A 19755-nucleotide genomic window follows, 5' to 3' on the forward strand; every position below is an offset into this window, starting at 1 on the left:
TCCGGCCGGAGTCCGCCGCGATGCCGTCCGAACGGGATCGATCGGTCACCAGTTCTTGACGTCCTGCCACCCGGGCGGGTTCCGGCACCGGCCGTCCCGGTGGATCAATTCTCGCCCAGTCGAGCGCCCCGTGTCACCGTCCCCGGGGATGATCTTGGTCGCATTCGGCGGACCTAGCGTGGAGGCACCCGACCCCGTACCGAGGAGCCCGGATGACCCAGCGACAGACACCTCCCGCCCCGGCCGAGCTCGCCGAGCTCGCTGCCGAACTGACCGCGATGGCCGCCGCCGACCACGCCGCCGTCACCACCGCCCACAGCCCCGACCTGGCCGAGCAGCTGACCTGGCGGCGGCTGACCGCCCGCCACGGCGAGCGGCTGGACGAGATCATGGACGCGTACGGCTGGCCCACGGCCGACCTGGTGGGCCCGGAGGCGGCCCGCGCGGCCTGGCTGATCGCCCAGCACTCCGACCGCCGAACGGACATCCAGCGGCGGGCCCTCGAACTGATGACGGCGGCCGTACAGGAGGGCCTGGCGGACGCCCGCGATCTCGCCTTCCTGCACGACCGCACCCTGGTCAACGAGGGCCGCCCGCAGATCTACGGCACCCAGATCGGCGCGGTGGTGGACGGGGCCCCCGTCCCGTGGCCGTGCGAGCAGCCCGACCGGATGGACGAGCTGCGCGCCGAGGTCGGCATCGAGCCGTTCGCCCTCTACACGGCCAGGCACGCTCCGCGCTAGCCGCCGACCCGGGTGAGGCCGGCGCCCGCTCACGGCAGTCGGCCCGATCGCCGTCAGACCGCCGACGGCGGCCCGTCCAGGGGTTGGCCGACCACGCCGGGGCGGCACTGCCGGGGACGGGGCCCGTCGCCCGGGCGGCACTCCACCCCGAGCGCGTCGAGTCGCGCGCAGTGCGCCGCCATCCGCCGCTCGAAGCCGGCGGGATCCCGCTCGCCGGGAGCGGGCAGCACGGACCCGACGTCCGCCGGTCCGGCTTCGGCGGTCAGGGTGGTGGCAGGCCCGAGCGGGAACTCCTCGGCGTTCCGGGCACGGACAGCACGCAGCGGGGCAGCGACGAGATCCGCAGGAACACCGGCCGTGCGGACCGTCCTGCCCCGCGCGGTTCGGCCGGCACGGACCGGAACCGGTCCCGCCCGGTCACCGCGTCAACGGGGACGGCCTACTGCTGGTCGTCGCCCTGCGGCTTGTCGATCCCGTCGAAGATCTCCTTGCACATCGGGCAGACCGGGTACTTCTTCGGGTCGCGCCCCGGTACCCAGACCTTGCCGCACAGTGCCACCACGGGAGTGCCGGACAGGGCACTCTCCATGATCTTGTCCTTCTGGACGTAGTGGGCGAAGCGCTCGTGGTCTCCGTCCCCGTTGGACACCTGGGGGACGGGCTCGACCAGGGTGCCGGTGCCGAGGCCGCGCTCGGGCTCAAGAGTGCTCATAGGTGCCTAGTCTATGGGGGCGGCTCGGAAGGCGGCCAGCTTCCCGGGGGCGGGTCAGTTCAGGGTCGGGTCGTCCGGGTAGGTCGCGAGTATCGCCAGCGGGCCGCGCTGGCGGCGCAGCACCGAGCGCCAGAGCCGCTCGGGTTCCGGGCAGGAGATGTCCCCGGGCTCGGCGTCGACCAGGTGCCAGGCGCCCTCGGCGACCTCGTTCTCCAGCTGCCCCGGCGACCAGCCGGAGTACCCGGCGAAGACCCGCAGCGCGCCCAGCTCCCCGGCCAGCACCTCGGGCGGCGCCTCCAGGTCGACCAGGCCGATCGCCCCGTGCACCCGCCGCCAGCCGAGCGGTTCGGCCTGGCCCGGCTCGCCGGGCACCACGGCCACCGCGAGTGCCGAGTCCAGGGCCACCGGTCCGCCCTGGAAGACCACCGGGGGCCGGCCGGCCAGGTCCGCCCAGCCGTCCAGCACACTGCCCACCTCGATCGGGGTCGGCCGGTTGAGCACGACGCCGAGCGCGCCCTGCGCGTCGTGGTCGAGGAGCAGCACCACCGACCGGGCGAAGTTCGGGTCGGTCAGCAGGGGCGTCGCGACGAGGAGTCGGCCGGTGTGCGAGAGGGCCGGTGTCATGCCCACATGATCCCGCAGTTGGGGCCTTCGCGGGCGCCCAACACGAAAGCCCACAACGGCTACCGAACACCCGTACGGACCAACTCGGACGCCATGCGGGGCCCGCACAGGCCACGATCACCAATAGGGCGCAAGGGAACCAATCGCCCGGCCATTACCATCTACGTGGTGGTGGCCCCCTGTCTCGATCGAGCCATGGTTGCCGTGCGCCTGCCTGCCACCCGTAGAGCGCCACCGCAGGCCCCTGCCCCTTCCCATGGCATCCCGTGATTGCGAGAACGATGACCGACGACGTCCTGCTGGTCCACGGCGGCAACCCGCTGGAGGGCGAGATCCAGATCCGCGGCGCGAAGAACCTGGTGCCCAAGGCCATGGTCGCCGCGCTGCTCGGGCAGGGCCCGAGCCGCCTGCGCAATGTCCCGGACATCCGGGATGTGAAGGTTGTGCGTGGATTGCTCCAGCTCCACGGCGTGACGGTGCGCACGGGCGACGAGGACGGCGAGCTCATCCTCGACCCCTCGCACGTGGAGAGTGCCAACGTCGCGGACATCGACGCGCACGCCGGCTCCTCGCGGATCCCGATCCTGTTCTGCGGCCCGCTGCTGCACCGCCTCGGCCACGCCTTCATCCCCGGCCTCGGCGGCTGCGACATCGGCGGCCGCCCGGTGGACTTCCACTTCGACGTGCTGCGCCAGTTCGGCGCCACCATCGAGAAGCACCCGCAGGGCACCTACCTGGTCGCCCCGCAGCGGCTGCACGGCACCAAGATCGAGCTGCCCTTCCCCTCGGTCGGCGCGACCGAGCAGGTGCTGCTCACCGCGGTGCTCGCCGAGGGTGTCACCGAGCTGCGCAACGCCGCCATCGAGCCGGAGATCGTCGACCTGATCTGCGTGCTGCAGAAGATGGGCGCGATCATCTCGATGGGCACCGACCGCACCATCCTGATCACCGGCGTGGACGAGCTCGACGGCTACACCCACCGTGCGCTGCCGGACCGCCTGGAGGCCGCCTCCTGGGCCTGCGCCGCGCTGGCCACCAAGGGCGACATCTACGTCCGGGGCGCCCGCCAGCTGGAGATGATGACCTTCCTCAACACCTTCCGCAAGGTGGGTGGCGCCTTCGAGGTGGACGACGAGGGCATCCGCTTCTGGCACCCGGGCGGCGAGCTCAAGGCGATCGCCCTGGAGACCGACGTGCACCCCGGCTTCCAGACCGACTGGCAGCAGCCGCTGGTGGTCGCGCTGACCCAGGCCACCGGGCTGTCCATCGTGCACGAGACGGTGTACGAGTCGCGGCTCGGCTTCACCGGCGCGCTGAACCAGATGGGCGCGCACATCCAGCTCTACCGCGAGTGCCTGGGCGCCACCCCCTGCCGCTTCGGCGCGCGGAACTTCCAGCACTCCGCGGTGGTCTCCGGACCGTCCAAGCTGATCGGGTCCGAGCTGGTCATCCCGGACCTGCGCGGCGGCTTCTCGTACCTGATCGCGGCGCTGGCCGCCGAGGGCACCTCGACCGTGCACGGCATCGACCTGATCAACCGCGGTTACGAGAACTTCATGGCGAAGCTGCGCGACCTCGGCGCTCACGTCGAGCTGCCCGCCGAGCAGCTCGCCACGATCTGATCACCGCACCCGCAACGACCGATGGCCGGTCCCCCCGAGGGGGGACCGGCCATCGCCGTCTGTGCTGGACGCGGCTCCGAGGAGCCCGGCGTCACTTGCCCTTGGCGGCTTCCTTCAGCTTCGAACCAGCGCTGACCTTGGCGCTGTAGCCCGCGGGGATCTGGATCGGGTCACCGGTCTGCGGGTTACGGGCGGTACGGGCGGCACGGTGGGTGCGCTCGAAGGTCAGGAAGCCGGGGATGGTGACCTTCTCGTCACCCTTGGCAACAACCTCACCGACGACCTCGGCGAAGGCGGCCAGCACGGCGTCGGCGTCCTTGCGGGTCACCTCGGCACGGTCGGCCAGAGCGGCCACCAGCTCACTGCGGTTCATGTGTACTCCTGTGGTCTGTTCGCGTTGCGTGTGCGGGGGCCCCATCGGTCCCCCTCCGGGGGCACCCGGCGGGCCGCTGGTCCGCACACTGTGCTCGTTCAGGCGAGGGTTGGTCAGGGGTCGGGCTTGCACCCCGAAGCGCCTCAAACCGCACTGCCTGGGTACGAATCCTGCCCCGACCGGCACTGAGAAAGCCAATCGGGATCCGGCGAGGTTGACCCGAACAGCGCCCGCCGGACGGAGTTGTGACACTCCGTCGGCTCCGGCGGACCGGAGCGGGCGGCGGTCGGGACGACACGCCGGGACGCCGGAAGGGACGTTCCGTACTTGTCGGACACGCCGCCCCGTGCAGGGCTACCGTACGCCCTGGCACCGACAAGCCCAAACACGCCCCTTCCCCTTGTGTCGCAAGGGTTCGGGGCGTGTAAGGGAGGTTTTGGTAGCTAATCGCACATTTGACCGGCTGTGCGACACGCCGGGCCGACACTCCGGTCAGATCTTGATGGCCGGGAACGAGGCGGTGTCGAGCGTGCCGACGATGCCGGGGGTGGGCTTCTCCGGGGCCGGCTCGCCCTCGCGGGCGGCCAGCGCCGCCTCCCGGACGGCGGCGGCCACGGTCTTGGCCACGTCCGGGTGGAACACGCTGGGGATGATGTAGTTGGCGTTGAGCTGGTCGTCCAAGACGGTGGTGGCCAGCGCCCGGGCGGCGGCGATCATCATGTCGGTGTTGACCGTCTTGCTCTGCGCGTCCAGCAGGCCGCGGAAGACGCCGGGGAAGACCAGCACGTTGTTGATCTGGTTCGGGAAGTCGCTGCGGCCGGTGGCGACCACGGCGGCGCTCTGCCGGGCCACGGCCGGGTCGACCTCCGGGTCCGGGTTGGCCAGCGCGAAGACGATCGCGTTGTCGGCCATGGCGGCGATGTCGTCGCCGTCCAGCACGTTCGGGGCCGAGACCCCGATGAACACGTCCGCGCCCGCCACGGCCTCCTTGAGGCTGCCGGTACGGCCCGAGCGGTTGGTGTGCTCGGCGATCCAGCGCAGGCTGTCGTTGAGGTCGTCACGGCCGCTGTGCACCACACCGCGGACGTCCGCCACGGTGGCGTGCTCGACGCCGGCGGCCAGCAGCAGCTTGAGGATCGCGGTACCGGCGGCGCCGGCACCCGACATCACCACGCGGATGTCGCCGATCTCCTTGCCGACCACCCGCAGCGCGTTGGTCAGCGCGGCCAGCACCACGATCGCGGTGCCGTGCTGGTCGTCGTGGAAGACCGGGATGTCCAGGGCCTCGCGCAGCCGGGCCTCGATCTCGAAGCAGCGCGGGGCGGAGATGTCCTCCAGGTTGATGCCCGCGAAGCCCGGGGCGATCGCACGGACGATCTCGACGATCTGGTCGGCGTCCTGGGTGTCCAGGCAGATCGGCCAGGCGTCGATGCCCGCGAAACGCTTGAACAGGGCCGCCTTGCCCTCCATCACCGGCAGCGCGGCCTGCGGGCCGATGTTGCCCAGGCCCAGCACCGCGGAGCCGTCGGTGACCACGGCGACGCTGTTGCGCTTGATGGTGAGGCGGCGGGCGTCCTCGGGGTTCTCGGCGATCGCCATGCAGACCCGGGCGACACCCGGGGTGTAGATCATCGAGAGGTCGTCACGGTTGCGGATCGGCAGCTTGGACGACATCTCGATCTTGCCGCCGAGGTGCATCAGGAAGGTGCGGTCCGAGACCTTGCCGATCGAGACACCCTCGATCGTCCGGAGCTTCTCGACGATCTCCTGGCCGTGCGCGACCGAGGCGGCCGCCACGGTCACATCGATCCGCAGGGCCTCCAGCCCCGAGGCGGTCACGTCCAGACCGGTCACCGAGCCACCGGAGGACTCGACGGCCGTCGTGATCGAGCTCACGGCGTTGCCGGTGGCCGGGACCTCCAGACGCACCGTGATCGAGTTCGAGACACTTGGCACCGTCGCCATCGACGTCCTTCTTCCATCCACTCAAGAGGCTTGGCGGCAGGACCCCGGCTTCAACATCCCGTTGCAGTCGGCCCCGCGCACGCTAGACCTCGATCGTCGCACCTACCAGTGGGTAGTCAGAAATATTGGTCATTAATTGCACGGGCCCCACAACGGACTATCCGGTCATCGGGCCCGGACGCGGAAAAACCGCCGCGGACGGCTGGCCTTCGTCCGGCGATGCGTTACATTGGACGAGACACCGGCTCGATCCAAGCCCCCGGGCCCAACCTTCGTCGCTTCGAGCGACCACTTGCCGCGAGGCGAGCATGGCGGGTCGGTGTCACCTACGTGATGCGAAGGCCCCCACCACTGGTGGGGGCCTTCGTCGTTGGCGGGCCGTCAACTCCGCGCGGACGGGCGGGCCGGCCGAGAGGGGACGGGCCGGGGCGCGGGAGCCGCGCCCCGGGGCCGCTAACCGTGCAGCAGGGCCGGCACGCCGTCCGAGTCCGGGAGGTCGTCCGGGCCGGAGAGGACGGTGAGGCGCTGGGTGGCCCGGGTCAGGGCGACGTACAGCACCCGCAGACCGGCCTCCGACTCGCCGGCGATCCCGGTGGGATCGGCCACCACCGTGGCGTCGTACTCCAGGCCCTTGGCCTCCAGGCTGCCCAGCGCCACCACCCGGTCCCCCAGTCCCTCGGCCCACCGGGCCGCCTCGGCCCGGCGGTCCATCGGGACGACCACCGCGACCGTGCCGTCCACCTCGGCCAGCAGCCGGGCCAGCTCGGCCCGGGCGGCCTCGGCGAACGCCTCCGGTGCCGGGTCGTGCACGGCGGCGAACCGCGGCGCGATCCCGGTCGAGCGGACCGCGCTCGGCGAGGGAGTCCCCGGTGCGGCCAACGCCAGCACCTTGGCCGCGACCTCGGCGATCTCGGCGGGGTTGCGGTAGTTGACCGTCAGGGTGTGGCGGCGGCGCGGCTTGCCGGCGAGCACCTCGTCCAGCGCGGCCTGCGCCTCCTGGGGGTAGGGCCAGGACGACTGCGCCGGGTCGCCCACGATCGTCCAGGTCGCCATCCGGGAGCGACGGCCGATCATGCGCCACTGCATCGGGGTGAGGTCCTGCGCCTCGTCCACGATCACGTGGGCGTACTCGCGGCGCTCGACCGGCGCCCGATCCCGCTGGCGGCCGGTGCGGTCGGCGAAGGTGGTGACCTCCTCCAGACCGGTCAGCAGGTCGACCGCGTCCACCTCGCGCGCCTTCGGACGGGCCGGCTCGCCGAGCAGCAGCTGCAGCTCGTCGATCAGCGCCGCGTCGTGGGTGGAGAGCGCGCCGTCGCCGCGGTCGGTCAGGTGGCGCCAGGAGGCGGCGAGCAGCCTGGCCTCGTCCGGGGTGACGGCGCGGCGGGCGATCCGGTTGGTGTGCCGGCTGTGCTTGAGCGTGGCCAGCACCCGGCGCGGGGTCAGCGCGGGCCACCAGGCGTCCAGGAAGTCCAGGAAGGACGCCTCGTCCGAGACGTACTCGTCGAAGGCCTCCCGCTCCTCCTGGCGCTGCTCCCGCTCGAAGTGGCTGACGGGCTTGGGCAGGTGCCTGGTCGCCTGCTGCCAGAGCGCGTCCAGCAGCAGGCGGCGGGCGCGCGGGCGCAGCAGGTTGAGCGGGGTGCCGCCGCTGCCGACCACGTTGCCGCGCACCGCCTTGAGGCGGCCGGCGTCCAGCCGCAGCGCCTCGCCCCGGGCGAAGACCTTCAGCTCGGTCGGCGCGTCCAGCTCCAGCGCGGCGCGGGCCGCCCGCCGCAGCAGTTGCACCATCCGGGCCGAGCCCTTGACGTGGGCGGCCTCGGGGGTGTCGTACCGCTCCGCCTCGATGCCGTCCACCAGGCTGCCGACCGCGCGGATGGCCACCTGGCCCTCCTCGCCCAGCGCGGGCAGCACGCCCTCGGTGTAGGAGACCAGCAGCGGGGTCGGGCTGACCACCAGGATGCCCCCGGCGTAGCGGCGGCGGTCCTGGTAGAGCAGGAAGGCGGCGCGGTGCAGGGCGACCGCGGTCTTGCCGGTGCCCGGGCCGCCGGTGACCAGGGTGGCCCCGGCCGCGGCGGCGCGGATGACCTCGTCCTGCTCCTTCTGGATGGAGGAGACGATGTCGCGCATCGAGTGGCTGCGGGCCCGGCCGAGCGAGGCCATCAGCGCGCCGTCGCCGACCACGGCCAGCTCGCGGCCGGCCAGGGTGGGGGTGAGGTCGGGGCGCAGCAGGTCGTCCTCGACGCCGATCACCCTGCGGCCCTTGGAGCGGATCACCCGGCGGCGGATCACCCGGCCCGGCTCGACCGGGGTGGCGCGGTAGAACGGCGCGGCGGCGGGGGCCCGCCAGTCGATCACCAAGGGGCCGTACTCGGCATCCAGCACACCGAGGCGGCCGATGTGCAGGGTCTCCGCGACGGCCGGGTCGGCCGGGTCCAGCGGGGTCTGCGACGGGATGCCGTGCTCCTCGGGCGCGTCGGCCTGCTGGAGGTCGACCCGGCCGAACAGGAAGTCCTCGAACTCGCTGTTGAGGCGGTGCAGGTGGGCTCCGGCGCGGTAGACCTGGGCGTCGCGCTCGGCGAGCGCGCCGGGCGTGCCGACCTGGACCCGCTTCGCGGCGTCCTCCAGGATGTACTCGGCCTCGGCCAGCTTCTCCTCGAGACGGTGGTAGACGGTGTCGAGGTGACGCTGCTCCTCGGCGATCTCACGGTCGCGGACGGTGTCGCCCTCGTTGTCGATGACGCCGGCGGCAGTGGATTCGGCGGTGCTGGTGCTGTGCATGGCGGTGCTGTGCATGGCCTCGGTGGTTGCGGCGGTGAACTGCTGGGCTGAGCCGTGCGCGCCCAAAGAGCCCCCTGAGGTGCGTCCTGCGGGTGATGGATCGCCGCTCTGCGGGAGAGAAGGCGGACGGATGATCCTACGCCAGGCCACCTCACAACGGGATATGCGGCAGAGGCGCAGTAGATCACGTCCCTCGGACGCCGTCGGGCGTACGAGCGGGGGACACCGCGCGAGCGCCCGGAGCGGGGCCGCCCGCCGGCTCCGCCGTGTCGCGCCCGGCCGCTCGCCGAGGAGGCCCGGTCGGACCGACTGCTCACGGAGAACGAAAACACGAGAGCCGCCCTCCGGAACGGAGGACGGCTCATGTGCACATGGGATGGTGGAGATGCCGGGAATCGAACCCGGGTCCAGTGGAGTGGATTCAGGGCTTCTCCGAGCGCAGTCCGCTGTGCTTTTCTCGGCCCTGGCGGTCACGCGGACAAGCCGCCAACAGGCCCAGCTGCTGTTTGATTTCCCCGCCTCCCCCGCAGCCCGGGAGGAGGGTTGAGTTCCCTAGATTATGCCAGGATCCGGGTCGGGAACGCCCCGGGCTGACACCCATTCACACTCGCTGATCAGGCAGCGAGAGCGAACTGCTGGGAATCGCGCTTAGAGTTGGCGATTATTTTTTTGCGACAGATGGTTAACGAGATCATTGCCGCGTTCCTCGGCTCGCTTCCCCTGTTTCGACTTCCCCTGTCGAAACCGATCATCCCCATGTTTTGTTGAGAAACAGCTCCGCAGGAGCGGACCCCTGCGGTGTTGCTTGGGCCATGGTACGCGCAGCAACCGGCAGGGGTCCAGCTCATTACGGCAGGCTCGGCGCCGGCTCCGGCTTGTTGGCGGTGGCGGCCGTCGGCCGGGAGCCGGGGGTGCCGACCTGCTGGGCGAGCACCGCGAAGTCGTGCGCGAAGGCGCCGGCGGCGAACTGCCAGACGTGCTTGCCGGGCAGCACGGTCAGGTGGACCGAATAGCCGGCCTTGTGCAGCGCGGGTTCCAGCTGCTGCTTCATCTGGGTCGTCTGCCGGGCCTCCTGGTCGCCGGCCATCAGCACCGCGGTGACACCCTTCGGGAACTTCGGGTGGTGGGCGAGCACCGTCATCGGGTCGTTGGCGGCCCAGGCCGCGGCGTCACCGCCGTACAGCTTGGCGATGGTCTGCTCCTTGTTGCCGGTGTTCGGCCCGAGGTCGCCGGAGATGTCGAGGAAGTGCCCGAAGACCCCCGGGTGGGTCACCGCCATGGTGAGGGCGCAGGTGCCGCCCATGGACCAGCCGGCCACGCCCCACTTGCGCGGGTCGGTGGCGGTGCCGAAGGTGCTCTCGACGTACGGCGGCACGTCCTTTATCAGGTGGTCCTGGGCCTTCCCGGCCGGGCCGTTGGCGCACTCGGTGTCCACCTTGAAACCGCCGCTGGGATCCACGAAGACCATGACCGGCGCGAAGCCCTTGTGCTTCTTGGCGTACGCGTCGGCGGTCTGCGCCGCGTTGCCGATCCGGATCCAGTTGTCGGGGGCGGAGAACTCGCCGCCGATCATCTCGATCACCGGCAGCTTGGGCCTGCTCGCGCTGCGGAACCAGGCCGGCGGCAGGTAGACCAGCTCCTGGCGGTGGTTGAAGTTGCTTGCCGTGGTCGGGATGTCCACCGTGACGATCCGGCCGGTGCTGGTCTTGCCGGTGATGCTCTTCGCCTGGTCCACGGTGATCTGGCTCGGCAGCGGCTGGTCGGTCAGCTCCCCGATGGCATCGCCCACGGTCGGGTAGTAGCCGGTCTCCTGGTTGATCACGTTCGCGCCGGTGGCGACCGCGACCAGGACGGCCACCGGCACCGCGGCGCGCTGCCACCAGCGTCCGCCGCGCCAGCCGACCACCAGGACGGTCAGCGCCATGATCGCGACACCCGCCCAGACCCACAGGCTGAACGGCAGCGGATCGGTGATCCCGGACAGGTAGAGCACACCGAGGGCGACCAGCACCGTGAGCAGCACGGTCACGCCGAGCGCCACCGGCAGTCGGCGGAGCCGCCACCGGGAGTCGCGCCAGCCGACCGCCGCCAGCAGCGCCAGCACGGCCACGACCTTCATCGTGACCGGGAGCCAGCCTTGAAGCAGGGAGACATTCACCGGGCGATCGTACTTACGATCCGCCGCGGGTCCGTCCGGCAGGTGCCCTTGGGACGAAACTGCGACAGTCCCGGGACGTGTCAGCGTTGACGGCGGCGGGCCGCGGCGACCGCGCGGTCGGCCTCTCGGCGGTCCTGCTTCTCGCGCAGCGTCTGCCGCTTGTCGTACAGCTTCTTACCCACGGCCAGCGCCAGCTCGAGCTTGACCCGGCCGTCCTTGAAGTAGAGGGAGAGCGGCACCAGGGTGTGGCCGGTCTCCCGCACCTTGGACTCGATCTTCCGGATCTCGATCTTGTGCAGCAGCAGCTTGCGCTTGCGGCGGGCGGCATGGTTCGTCCACGTACCCTGGGTGTACTCAGGGATGAAGACGTTGTCGATCCATGCCTCGTGCCCCTGGATGTACGCGTAGCCGTCCACAAGATTGGCACGACCCTCGCGCAGCGACTTCACCTCGGTACCGGTGAGCACCAGGCCGCACTCGTAGGTGTCGAGGATCATGTACTCGTGCCTCGCCCGCTTGTTCTGGGCGATCAGCTTCTGTCCCTTTTCCTTTGCCATAGCGCGGACATTCTCGCACTTCGCGAGACCGCTCGGCAGCCCCTTTTGCCCCCGGTCGGGACGTCCGCCGGACAGGCCCTCAACCCCGGCCCAGTCCGGAGAGCACCGTGTCGGCCAGCGCCAGCGCGTCCTGCGGGGTGCCGCCGGCCGGGAGCGGGACGTCGGGAGTCAGGCCGGTGCCGTCCGGGGTGCGGCCGGCGGGGGTGTGGTAGCGGCCGACAGTGAGCTCCAGGACCGAGCCGTCGGCGAGCCGGCTGGGCTGCTGGACCGTTCCCTTGCCGAAGGTGCGGAAGCCGACCAGCACTGCGCGGCAGCGGTCCTGCAGGGCGCCCGCGAGCAGTTCGGCCGCACTCATGGTGCCGCCGTCGACCAGGACCACCAGCGGGGTGGCGGTGTCACCGCCCCTGGCCGCCGTCAGCTCGTGCCGTTCGCCCCGCGACTCGTACCAGCCCACCTGGCCGCCGTCCAGGAAGACCGAGGCGGTCCGGGCGGCCTCCTCGACCAGGCCGCCGGAGTTGCCGCGCAGGTCCAGCACCACGCCGCGGGCGCCTTGGACGGCCGCCCGCACCTGCTCGGCCACGCCGTCGGTGAAGCCCCGGACGGCGACCCTGACCACCCCGGGGCGCGGGCGCTCCACCGCCACCTCCTGCGCCGCCAGCAACTGCCGCCGGAGCGCCAGCTGCCGCACCGGGCCGCCCGGACGCTGTACACCGAGCGCGACGGCGGAGCCCGCCCCACGGCCGCCGCGGCCCCGGCCGCGCAGCCGGGCCACCACCTCGGTGACCGGCAGCCGGTCGGTCGGCACGCCGTCCACGGACAGCAGCCGGTCGCCAGCCGCGATCCCGGCCCGCTCGGCCGGACCGGAGGGCTGCACCTGGGAGACGGCGGTGCCGCCGTCCGGCAGCCGCCCGACCGTCAGGCCCACCCCCGGGTACCGGCCCTGGACGAAGTCCCGGTACGCCTCCGGGCTGTAGTACGCGGCCCACGGGTCGCCCCCGGTGGCGGCGAACTGCTCGGCCTGCTGCGGGGTCAGGTCGACGGCCCGGCGCGCGGTGTCCATCGAGGCCGGCCGGGGCGGCCCGGGCGGTTCGCCCCACGCGCCGGTGGCCGCGCCCGCCAGTAGCACGGCGCCGAACACCAGGGTGAGTGTGGCGCCTTGCCGTACCCCGCTCGGTGTTCGTGCCATGGCACCGGAGTCTAGGCGCACCGGCCCGCCGCGGCGGCCGAACGCGGAACGGCCCCGGAACGGCACGCTGCCGTTCCGGGGCCGTGGTCGACGCCCGGTCAGACCTTCAGGTACTTCCGCAGGGTGATGAAGGCGGCGATGCCGGCCATGCCCATGCCCACCACGACCAGCAGCGGGATCACCGTCAGCACCGAGGAGAGCCCGATGAAGTGGATGAACTGCACCCGCTGGGCCAGGAAGTTCTGCACGAAGAAGTGCCCGGCCAGCAGCAGCCCGGACGCCATGACGGCGCCGAGCAGCGCGGCGAACGCGGCCTCTGCGATGAACGGCATCTGGACGTAGAAGTTCGACGCACCGACCAGGCGCATGATGCCGGTCTCACGGCGCCGGCTGAAGGCGGACACCCGGACCGTGTTGACGATCAGCAGCAGCGCCACGAAGAGCATCAGCACCATGATCACGAAGGCCGCGGTCTGAAGGCCGTTCAGCAGGCCGAACAGGTTCTCCAGGATCTTGCGCTGGTCCTCGACCGACTTGACGCCCGGCTTGCCCGCGAAGGCGCTCTGCACGACGTCGTACTTCTCCGGGTCGTTCAGCTTCACCCGCCAGGACTGCGGCATCGCGTCCGCGCCGACCGCGGCGAGCAGCGGGTTGTCCGGGTTGGTGTCCTTCCAGCGCTTGTACGCCTCCGCCGAGCTCTCGTAGGTGGACGACTGCACCAGCGGCATCTTGTCCAGCTGCGTCTTGACGTCCTTGACCTGCTGGTCGGTGGCGGCACCGGCCGAGCACTGGGCGGAGGTCTTGGCGTCGGACTTGGTACAGAAGTAGATGCTCACCTCGACCTTGTCGTACCAGTAACCCTTCATCGAGTTGACCTGGTCCCTGACCAGGAGGCTGGCACCGGCGAGGGCGAGCGAGAGCGCGACGCTGACGACGACCGCGATGGTCATCGTCAGGTTGCGGCGGAGACCGACACCGATCTCCGACAGGACGAACTGGGCGCGCATGCTTTTCTCACTCCAGGGTCAATGCGGGTGGGGCGACGTGGCGGGCGGGGCGTCTCAGTGCTGGTAGCCGTAGACGCCGCGGGCCTGGTCGCGGACCAGCAGCCCCTTGTCGAGCTCGATCACCCGCTTGCGCATCTGGTCGACGATGGCCTGGTCGTGAGTGGCCATCAGGACGGTCGTTCCGGTGCGGTTGATGCGGTCCAGCAGCTTCATGATGCCGACCGAGTTCTGCGGGTCGAGGTTACCGGTGGGCTCGTCCGCGATCAGCAGCATCGGACGGTTGACGAAGGCCCGGGCGATCGCCACGCGCTGCTGCTCACCACCGGAGAGCTCACCGGGCATCCGGTCCTCCTTGCCGCCGAGGCCGACCAGGTCGAGGACCTCGGGCACCACCTTGTTGATGGCGCTGCGCGGCTTGCCGATCACCTCGAGGGCGAAGCCGACGTTCTCCGCGACGGTCTTGTTCGGCAGCAGGCGGAAGTCCTGGAAGATCGTGCCCAGTTGGCGCCGCATGTGCGGCACCTTCCAGTTGGACAGCTTGCCGAGGTCCTTGCCCATCACGTGCACCGCGCCGGTGCTCGGACGCTCTTCGCGCAGGCACAGTCGCAGGAAGGTGGACTTGCCCGACCCCGAGGAGCCGACCAGGAAGACGAACTCGCCCTTCTCGATCTCTAGCGAGACGTCCGACAGGGCGGGACGGTTCTGCTTCGGATAGGTCTTGGAGACGTTGTCGAATCTGATCACGGCTGCATCACGGTGGCCATCCTAGGTGGAATGGCGTCCGGCCCGGTCAAACCTCCGTGACCCGATCGTTAGACTCAGGGACCGGAGGGCGCGACCCGTGGCGCCTTTCCTCGGTCGGCAGGAGCGGCCGTCTGCCCCTCCTTCAGCCTGGGACCATACGCGACCCGCGTGAGGACTCGCAGGCCCCACCCGGAAGCCTGAGGTGAATGTCCGGTTTTGCCCCAAAAATTGCGAGCGATTTCACAGCACACGGGCCGTACTGTCCAGAACCTGGCACAGTGGAGAGAAGCGGAACCGAAGCCGCGTCCGGTGCGTTGGCTTAGCAGCAAGGAGGAGATCGCATGACCTGCGACCATCTGGTATGCGCCAACTGCAACGGCCGCGTGAGCGAGGGCCGCTGCCCGGTGTGCCGCGCCAACCGCGCCCGGCTCCGACAGGAGCAGGGCCCCCTGGCCGCGCTGACGCCCGCCACCCTGATCGCCCTGCTGTTCGGGCTGCTCGCGGTGGCCCTGCTGGCCAGGCAGGCGCTGGCCCAGTAGACCCCAGGACGCCGAAAGGGCCCCCGGTCACCCGGGGGCCCGTCACGTTACGGCTTCGACCTGCGGCACCCTGGCGCCGCACACACCACAGGCCCCGACGCCGTGCCGGTCGTCCGTCGGGGTCGATGTCCTCCCGATCAGGAGGCGGCGGTCTCCCGCTGCTTGCGCCAGCGGATACCGGCCTCGATGAAGCCGTCGATGTCGCCGTCCAGCACGGCCTGCGGGTTGCCGACCTCGAACTCGGTGCGCAGGTCCTTGACCATCTGGTACGGGTGCAGGACGTACGAGCGCATCTGGTTGCCCCAGGAGCTGCCGCCGTCCTTGAGCGCGTCCATCGCGGCCTTCTCCTCCTGGCGGCGCCGCTCCAGCAGCTTGGCCTGGAGCACGTTCATCGCGGAGGCCTTGTTCTGGATCTGCGAGCGCTCGTTCTGGCAGGAGACCACGATGCCGGTCGGCAGGTGGGTGATCCGGACCGCCGAGTCGGTGGTGTTGACGCCCTGGCCGCCGGGGCCGGAGGCGCGGTACACGTCCACCCGCAGATCGCCCTCGTCGATGTCGACGTGGTCGCTCTGCTCCACGACCGGCAGGACCTCGACACCGGCGAAGGAGGTCTGGCGGCGGCCCTGGTTGTCGAACGGCGAGATGCGCACCAGGCGGTGGGTGCCCTGCTCGACCGAGAGGGTGCCGTAGGCGTACGGGGACTTCACGGTGAAGGTCGCGGACTTGATGCCGGCCTCCTCCGCGTAGGAGGTGTCGTAGACCTCGGTCGAGTAGCCGTGCCGCTCGGCCCAGCGCAGGTACATGCGCATCAGCTGCTCGGCGAAGTCGGCGGCGTCCACGCCACCGGCCTCGGCGCGGATGTTGACCAGGGCCTCACGGGCGTCGTACTCGCCGGAGAGGAGGGTGCGGACCTCGAGCTCCTCGACCGCCTTCTTGACGGCCACCAGCTCGCCCTCGGCCTCGGCGCGGGTGTCCGCGTCGTCCTCGGACTCGGCCAGCTCGAACAGCACGGCCAGGTCGTCGACGCGGCCGCGCAGGGTCTGCACCTTGCGCAGCTCTCCCTGCAGGAAGGAGAGCCGGCTGGTGACCTTCTGCGCGTTCGCGACGTCGTCCCACAGGTCGGGGGCGGCTGCCTCCTCCTCCAGGCGTGCGATGTCGGCCCGGATCTTGTCCAGGTCGAGGACGGCCTCGATCGACCCCATGGTCGACTCGAGGTTCTTGAGCTCTTCGGAAGGATCGACGGCTGCCACGTAACCAAGACTAATGGCTCCGCGGGCAAGCTCGGCTACAACCGGGGGATCAAGGGCGCATCCAAGGGGCTCGGGGCCACCGGAACGCTCCTCACCGGGCTCACCATGCCCGCCCGGCCGCCGCCGCGACCCCCACCGCCTCCGGCGAAGGCGGCGAACGCGGCCGCCGCTCCCGCCACCAGCAGCACCACCGCGATCAGCACCGCGATCGTCCGGCGGCGCCGGACCAGGGCCCGGCGGCCCTTTCGGGGGGCGCTCGGGGCGGCACTGCGCTGGGCGTCCGACTCGGCCGCGTACGAGGCCAGCTCGTTCGGGGAGGGGCGGCGCAGGCTGGTGTGGGTGTCCCGGGTGGAGTCCGGGGACGGGCCCGGGACCAGCGGTACGGCGGGACCGCGGCGGCGGCGGTGGGTGCCGGGACCCGCGTCGGTCTCGGCGTAGACCGCCTCGCCCAGGGTGATCGCCTCCTCGACGGGCGGCTTGCCCTGTGCCGGGACGGCCAGCGGCGGAAGCCCGCTCAGCGCGGGCAGCTGCTCGCGCAGCCGCTCGGCCAGCTCGGCGGCGCGCAGCCGGGAGGCCGGGGCCTTGGCCAGGCACTCGGCGATGATCCGCCAGAGGCCGTCCGGCAGCCCCGGGACGGGCGGCACGGACTCGGTGACGTGCCGGCGCAGCACCGCCCCGGTGTGCCCGCCGCCGAACGGGGTGAAGCCCGCCAGGACCTCGTAGAGCACGGTGGCCAGGGCGTAGATGTCGACGGCGGCCCGGGGTTCCAGGCCCTCGATGATCTCGGGGGCGAGGTAGTCGGGGGTGCCGATGATCCGGGTGGCGCGGGTGCGGCGCGGGGCGTCGACCAGGCGGGCGATACCGAAGTCGGTGAGCTTGGCGCGCGGGGCGCCGCCGGCCGCGGGCGGGGCGGCGAGGTCCAGCAGGACGTTCTCCGGCTTGACGTCGCGGTGCACGATCCCGGCCGCGTGCGCGGCGGCCAGGCCGTCCGCGACGTCGGCGATCACCGAGACGGCGCGCTCCGGGCTGAGGACGCCGTCGCGCTCCAGCCGGGTGCGCAGGTCGGTGCCCTGCACCAGCTCCATCACCAGGGCCAGGTCGCTGCCGTCGACCACCATGTCGTGCACGCCGACCACCCGGGGGTGGTCCAGGCCGGTGAGGGCGGCCCGCTCCTGGACGAAGCGGCCGACGAGGACCTGATCGGACGCCAGGTCCTCACGCAGCAGCTTGACTGCGACCGGCCCGTCCGGCCCCTCGCCGAGCCAGACGGTCCCCGCGGAACCCCGGCCGATCACCTGGTGGACGGTGTACCGGCTGCCGATCTTGCGTGCCAATGCTGCTCCGTGGGCTCGGTAGGTCGGTGCTCAGCGACCAACCTACGCGCCTCGGAGCCCTCCGGGAGACGCCGGGAGGGCTCCGGGGGAGGCCGGTTGACGACAAATATCGTGAATTGTCGACATAGTGACAGAGTCACGAACTGCCGGGCCGTCAGCTACTTCGTGTACTTGCCGATCCAGTCGCTCACGCTGGTGTACCAGCCGTGCACGGTGTCCCAGTAGTGCGGGAGCGGTGTGAAGTTCCACAGCGCCACCCCCGCCACGGCGAGGATCAGCAGCACCATCAGGCAGCCCTTGAGGCACCCCAGGCCCGGAATGTACATCCTGTTCGGGCTGCGGCGGCGCGGCTCGCGTGCCGGAGGCTCACGCCGGGGCTCGGGGTCGCGCGGCTCGCGCGGCCGGGGATCGCGCGGCCGGGGAGCCGGCGGCTCGGCCCGGCGCGGCGGCGCGGGCTCGGCACGCCGGGCCGGGCTGGGCGCGGGGGCAGGCGCGGGCTGGGGCGCGGGCGCCGGGTACGGCTGCTGGTAGCCCTGCGGGGGCCTCGGCTGCTGGTAGCCCTGCGGGTACGGCTGCGGGCCGCCGTAGGGCGGCCCGCCCGGGCCGCCCTGGCTCGCCCGGTACGGCGGCGGGGCGACGGGCGGCCGCTCGGCGTAGCCGGGGCGCTGCCGCCCCTGCGGCGGGCCGTACGGCGGCTGCCCCGGGCGGGGTGCCTGGTACGGGGGCGGGGCCACCTGCGGGGCGGCCAGCTCCTCGGGGTCGAAGTAGCCGATCTCCGTCTGCTGGTTGCGGTCCCTGGCAGCCCGCAGCTGGGTCTGCCACGGGTGCGGCGTCTCGGCCTGCGGCGGGGCGGCGGGCCCGGCCCCAGGCACCGGCGGCATCACCGCGGTCCGGTCCGCGGGCCCGCCGGGCTGGGTGCCCATCAGCTGGGTCCGGTCCTCGGCGCCCGGCTGGGTGCCCATCACCTGAGTGCGGTCCTGCGCCCCGAACTGCTGGGGCGCCCCGCCGAAGACCTGGGTGGCGGCCGCCGGGTCGTAGCCGCCCGCGCCGGTGGGCAGCACCTGGGTCGGGGCGGCGTCACCGAGGCCGGGCCCGGCGACGGCGGCAGCGTCGGGAGCGGCGAAGGAGGCGGCCAGCGCCGCGTCGGGCAGCAGCAGCGCGCCGACCTCGATCGCAGCGTCCACGGCCGCCGGCGAGGAGTGCACCCCGATCCCGGCGGCGACCACCCGAAGGGCGTTGGCCAGCGAGACCGCGCTGGGACGCTCGGCCGGGTTCTTGCGCAGGCAGCGCTCGATCACCGTCCACAGCGGCTCGGGCATGGTGCGCGGGCGCTGCGGCTCCTCGCGCATGTGCGCGGCCAGGATCGCCACCGGACTGTCGCCCTCGAACGGCGGGCGGCCGGTGACCAGCTCGTACAGCATGATCCCGGCGCCGTAGACGTCCACCGCGGCGGTCTGCGGGCGGCCCTCGGCGGACTCCGGGGCGACGTACGCGGGGGTGCCGACGAACTCGTGGCTGCGGGTGATGCCCGGGGAGTCGGCGAGCCGGGCGATGCCGAAGTCGGTGAGCATCGGGTGCATCCGCTCGGCACCGTCCACGGTGACGGTGGCGAGCAGCACGTTGGCCGGCTTGAGGTCCCGGTGGACGATGCCGTCGGCGTGGCTGGCGGCCAGCGCGTCGGCGATCTGGGCCATCAGCAGCGCGCCCGCGACCGGGCTGAACGGCCCGTTGGCCCGCAGGTAGCGGAACAGGTCCGGCCCCTCGACCAGGTCCATCACCAGTGCCAGCAGCTCGCCCTCGACCACCAGGTCGCGCACCCGGACGATGTTCGGGTGGGTGAGCCGCAGCAGCACCGAGCGCTCGCGCAGGAAGCGCATCACCACGTCCGGGTCGGCCGCCAGCTCCTCGCGAAGTATCTTGATCGCGACCGGCCGCCCGGGCTCGATCCCGGGTACCGCGGCGTCCTCCCGCACCTGGGCGCGCCACACGGTGCCGGTGGCCCCGCGCCCGAGGGTCTCCTCAAGCAGATACTTGCTGCCGACTGGCCGCACCTGTGACTCTCCCTCCGCGCCCTCCATCGGCCGAGGAGGGGCCCGTTCGCGACGGGCTGCGGGCCCGTGTTCCCGGAAACTCTAACCGCGTCCGCTCGGCTTTCCGAGGCAGCCG

General features: G+C 71.8%; 17 protein-coding genes and 1 other RNA gene. 3 read left to right on the forward strand and 15 right to left on the reverse strand.

Annotation, left to right across the window (positions count from 1 at the left end; genetic code table 11):
* Nucleotides 1–212: 212 nt before the first annotated feature.
* Nucleotides 213–743 carry a DUF6624 domain-containing protein gene (locus ABD369_RS12160; protein WP_344636332.1) on the forward strand — a complete coding sequence of 177 codons (531 nt, stop codon included), beginning with the start codon at nucleotides 213–215 and terminating at the stop codon, nucleotides 741–743.
* Nucleotides 744–796: 53 nt separating this feature from the next.
* On the opposite strand, the gene ABD369_RS12165 is transcribed toward ABD369_RS12160, so the two are convergent.
* The 3 genes from ABD369_RS12165 to ABD369_RS12175 form a co-directional block, all read right to left on the reverse strand.
* Nucleotides 797–973 (reverse strand): hypothetical protein, encoded by a 177-nt coding sequence (locus ABD369_RS12165; RefSeq protein WP_425557596.1) that lies wholly within the window; start codon nucleotides 971–973, stop codon nucleotides 797–799.
* Between the two features lie 209 nt (nucleotides 974–1182).
* The gene (locus tag ABD369_RS12170) at nucleotides 1183–1455 is read right to left on the reverse strand and encodes a DUF3039 domain-containing protein (RefSeq protein ID WP_344636333.1); all 273 of its coding nucleotides are present in this window, start codon (nucleotides 1453–1455) and stop codon (nucleotides 1183–1185) included.
* A 54-nt stretch (nucleotides 1456–1509) separates the two neighbouring features.
* Complete coding sequence (locus ABD369_RS12175) at nucleotides 1510–2079, reverse strand: YqgE/AlgH family protein (RefSeq protein ID WP_344636334.1); 570 nt, start codon at nucleotides 2077–2079, stop codon at nucleotides 1510–1512.
* A 281-nt stretch (nucleotides 2080–2360) separates the two neighbouring features.
* Between ABD369_RS12175 and murA the strand changes: the two genes are divergently transcribed.
* Entirely contained in the window at nucleotides 2361–3701 is a 1341-nt protein-coding gene (gene murA / locus ABD369_RS12180) for a UDP-N-acetylglucosamine 1-carboxyvinyltransferase (protein ID WP_344636335.1), read from the forward strand.
* 91 nt (nucleotides 3702–3792) lie between these two features.
* Here the strand turns inward: murA and ABD369_RS12185 are convergent, their stop codons facing one another.
* From ABD369_RS12185 to ftsE, 9 genes are all read right to left on the reverse strand, one after another.
* Nucleotides 3793–4074 (reverse strand): HU family DNA-binding protein, encoded by a 282-nt coding sequence (locus ABD369_RS12185; RefSeq protein WP_045303480.1) that lies wholly within the window; start codon nucleotides 4072–4074, stop codon nucleotides 3793–3795.
* A 492-nt stretch (nucleotides 4075–4566) separates the two neighbouring features.
* The gene (locus ABD369_RS12190; RefSeq protein WP_344636336.1) at nucleotides 4567–6039 is read right to left on the reverse strand and encodes an NAD-dependent malic enzyme; all 1473 of its coding nucleotides are present in this window, start codon (nucleotides 6037–6039) and stop codon (nucleotides 4567–4569) included.
* A gap of 453 nt (nucleotides 6040–6492) precedes the next feature.
* Entirely contained in the window at nucleotides 6493–8814 is a 2322-nt protein-coding gene (locus ABD369_RS12195) for a HelD family protein (RefSeq protein WP_344636337.1), read from the reverse strand.
* Nucleotides 8815–9191: 377 nt separating this feature from the next.
* Nucleotides 9192–9570, reverse strand: a transfer-messenger RNA (tmRNA) gene (ssrA, locus tag ABD369_RS12200).
* A 91-nt stretch (nucleotides 9571–9661) separates the two neighbouring features.
* A complete protein-coding gene (locus tag ABD369_RS12205; RefSeq protein ID WP_344636338.1) occupies nucleotides 9662–10972 on the reverse strand; it encodes an alpha/beta hydrolase in 1311 nt (436 codons plus the stop codon).
* Between the two features lie 80 nt (nucleotides 10973–11052).
* Nucleotides 11053–11529, reverse strand: coding sequence for an SsrA-binding protein SmpB (gene smpB / locus ABD369_RS12210; RefSeq protein WP_344636339.1), 477 nt, complete (start codon nucleotides 11527–11529; stop codon nucleotides 11053–11055).
* Between the two features lie 79 nt (nucleotides 11530–11608).
* Nucleotides 11609–12715, reverse strand: a complete 1107-nt coding sequence (locus ABD369_RS12215) for a S41 family peptidase (protein WP_344636340.1) — start codon at nucleotides 12713–12715, stop codon at nucleotides 11609–11611.
* Between the two features lie 98 nt (nucleotides 12716–12813).
* Entirely contained in the window at nucleotides 12814–13722 is a 909-nt protein-coding gene (gene ftsX, locus ABD369_RS12220) for a permease-like cell division protein FtsX (protein ID WP_344636341.1), read from the reverse strand.
* 54 nt (nucleotides 13723–13776) lie between these two features.
* The gene (gene ftsE, locus ABD369_RS12225) at nucleotides 13777–14466 is read right to left on the reverse strand and encodes a cell division ATP-binding protein FtsE (RefSeq protein ID WP_344636342.1); all 690 of its coding nucleotides are present in this window, start codon (nucleotides 14464–14466) and stop codon (nucleotides 13777–13779) included.
* Nucleotides 14467–14807: 341 nt separating this feature from the next.
* Between ftsE and ABD369_RS12230 the strand changes: the two genes are divergently transcribed.
* Nucleotides 14808–15005 carry a hypothetical protein gene (locus tag ABD369_RS12230; protein ID WP_344636343.1) on the forward strand — a complete coding sequence of 66 codons (198 nt, stop codon included), beginning with the start codon at nucleotides 14808–14810 and terminating at the stop codon, nucleotides 15003–15005.
* A gap of 137 nt (nucleotides 15006–15142) precedes the next feature.
* On the opposite strand, the gene prfB is transcribed toward ABD369_RS12230, so the two are convergent.
* The 3 genes from prfB to ABD369_RS12245 form a co-directional block, all read right to left on the reverse strand.
* The gene (gene prfB, locus ABD369_RS12235) at nucleotides 15143–16255 is read right to left on the reverse strand and encodes a peptide chain release factor 2 (protein ID WP_344636344.1); all 1113 of its coding nucleotides are present in this window, start codon (nucleotides 16253–16255) and stop codon (nucleotides 15143–15145) included.
* A 35-nt stretch (nucleotides 16256–16290) separates the two neighbouring features.
* A complete protein-coding gene (locus ABD369_RS12240; RefSeq protein ID WP_344636345.1) occupies nucleotides 16291–17589 on the reverse strand; it encodes a serine/threonine-protein kinase in 1299 nt (432 codons plus the stop codon).
* A gap of 158 nt (nucleotides 17590–17747) precedes the next feature.
* Nucleotides 17748–19640 carry a serine/threonine-protein kinase gene (locus tag ABD369_RS12245; protein WP_344636346.1) on the reverse strand — a complete coding sequence of 631 codons (1893 nt, stop codon included), beginning with the start codon at nucleotides 19638–19640 and terminating at the stop codon, nucleotides 17748–17750.
* Between the last annotated feature and the right edge of the window lie 115 nt (nucleotides 19641–19755).

Source organism: Kitasatospora cystarginea (assembly GCF_039533515.1).
GTDB lineage: Bacteria > Actinomycetota > Actinomycetes > Streptomycetales > Streptomycetaceae > Kitasatospora > Kitasatospora cystarginea.

Excerpts from the sequence above, each read along its gene's own strand:
- ABD369_RS12185 (WP_045303480.1), bottom strand. The coding sequence starts at position 4,074 with ATGAACCGCAGTGAGCTGGTGGCCGCTCTGGCCGACCGTGCCGAGGTG.
- ABD369_RS12160 (WP_344636332.1), top strand. The coding sequence starts at position 213 with ATGACCCAGCGACAGACACCTCCCGCCCCGGCCGAGCTCGCCGAGCTC.
- ABD369_RS12190 (WP_344636336.1), bottom strand. The coding sequence starts at position 6,039 with ATGGCGACGGTGCCAAGTGTCTCGAACTCGATCACGGTGCGTCTGGAG.
- ABD369_RS12195 (WP_344636337.1), bottom strand. The coding sequence starts at position 8,814 with ATGCACAGCACCAGCACCGCCGAATCCACTGCCGCCGGCGTCATCGAC.
- ABD369_RS12170 (WP_344636333.1), bottom strand. The coding sequence starts at position 1,455 with ATGAGCACTCTTGAGCCCGAGCGCGGCCTCGGCACCGGCACCCTGGTC.
- ABD369_RS12215 (WP_344636340.1), bottom strand. The coding sequence starts at position 12,715 with ATGGCACGAACACCGAGCGGGGTACGGCAAGGCGCCACACTCACCCTG.
- murA (WP_344636335.1), top strand. The coding sequence starts at position 2,361 with ATGACCGACGACGTCCTGCTGGTCCACGGCGGCAACCCGCTGGAGGGC.
- smpB (WP_344636339.1), bottom strand. The coding sequence starts at position 11,529 with ATGGCAAAGGAAAAGGGACAGAAGCTGATCGCCCAGAACAAGCGGGCG.
- ABD369_RS12175 (WP_344636334.1), bottom strand. The coding sequence starts at position 2,079 with ATGACACCGGCCCTCTCGCACACCGGCCGACTCCTCGTCGCGACGCCC.
- ftsX (WP_344636341.1), bottom strand. The coding sequence starts at position 13,722 with ATGCGCGCCCAGTTCGTCCTGTCGGAGATCGGTGTCGGTCTCCGCCGC.
- ABD369_RS12230 (WP_344636343.1), top strand. The coding sequence starts at position 14,808 with ATGACCTGCGACCATCTGGTATGCGCCAACTGCAACGGCCGCGTGAGC.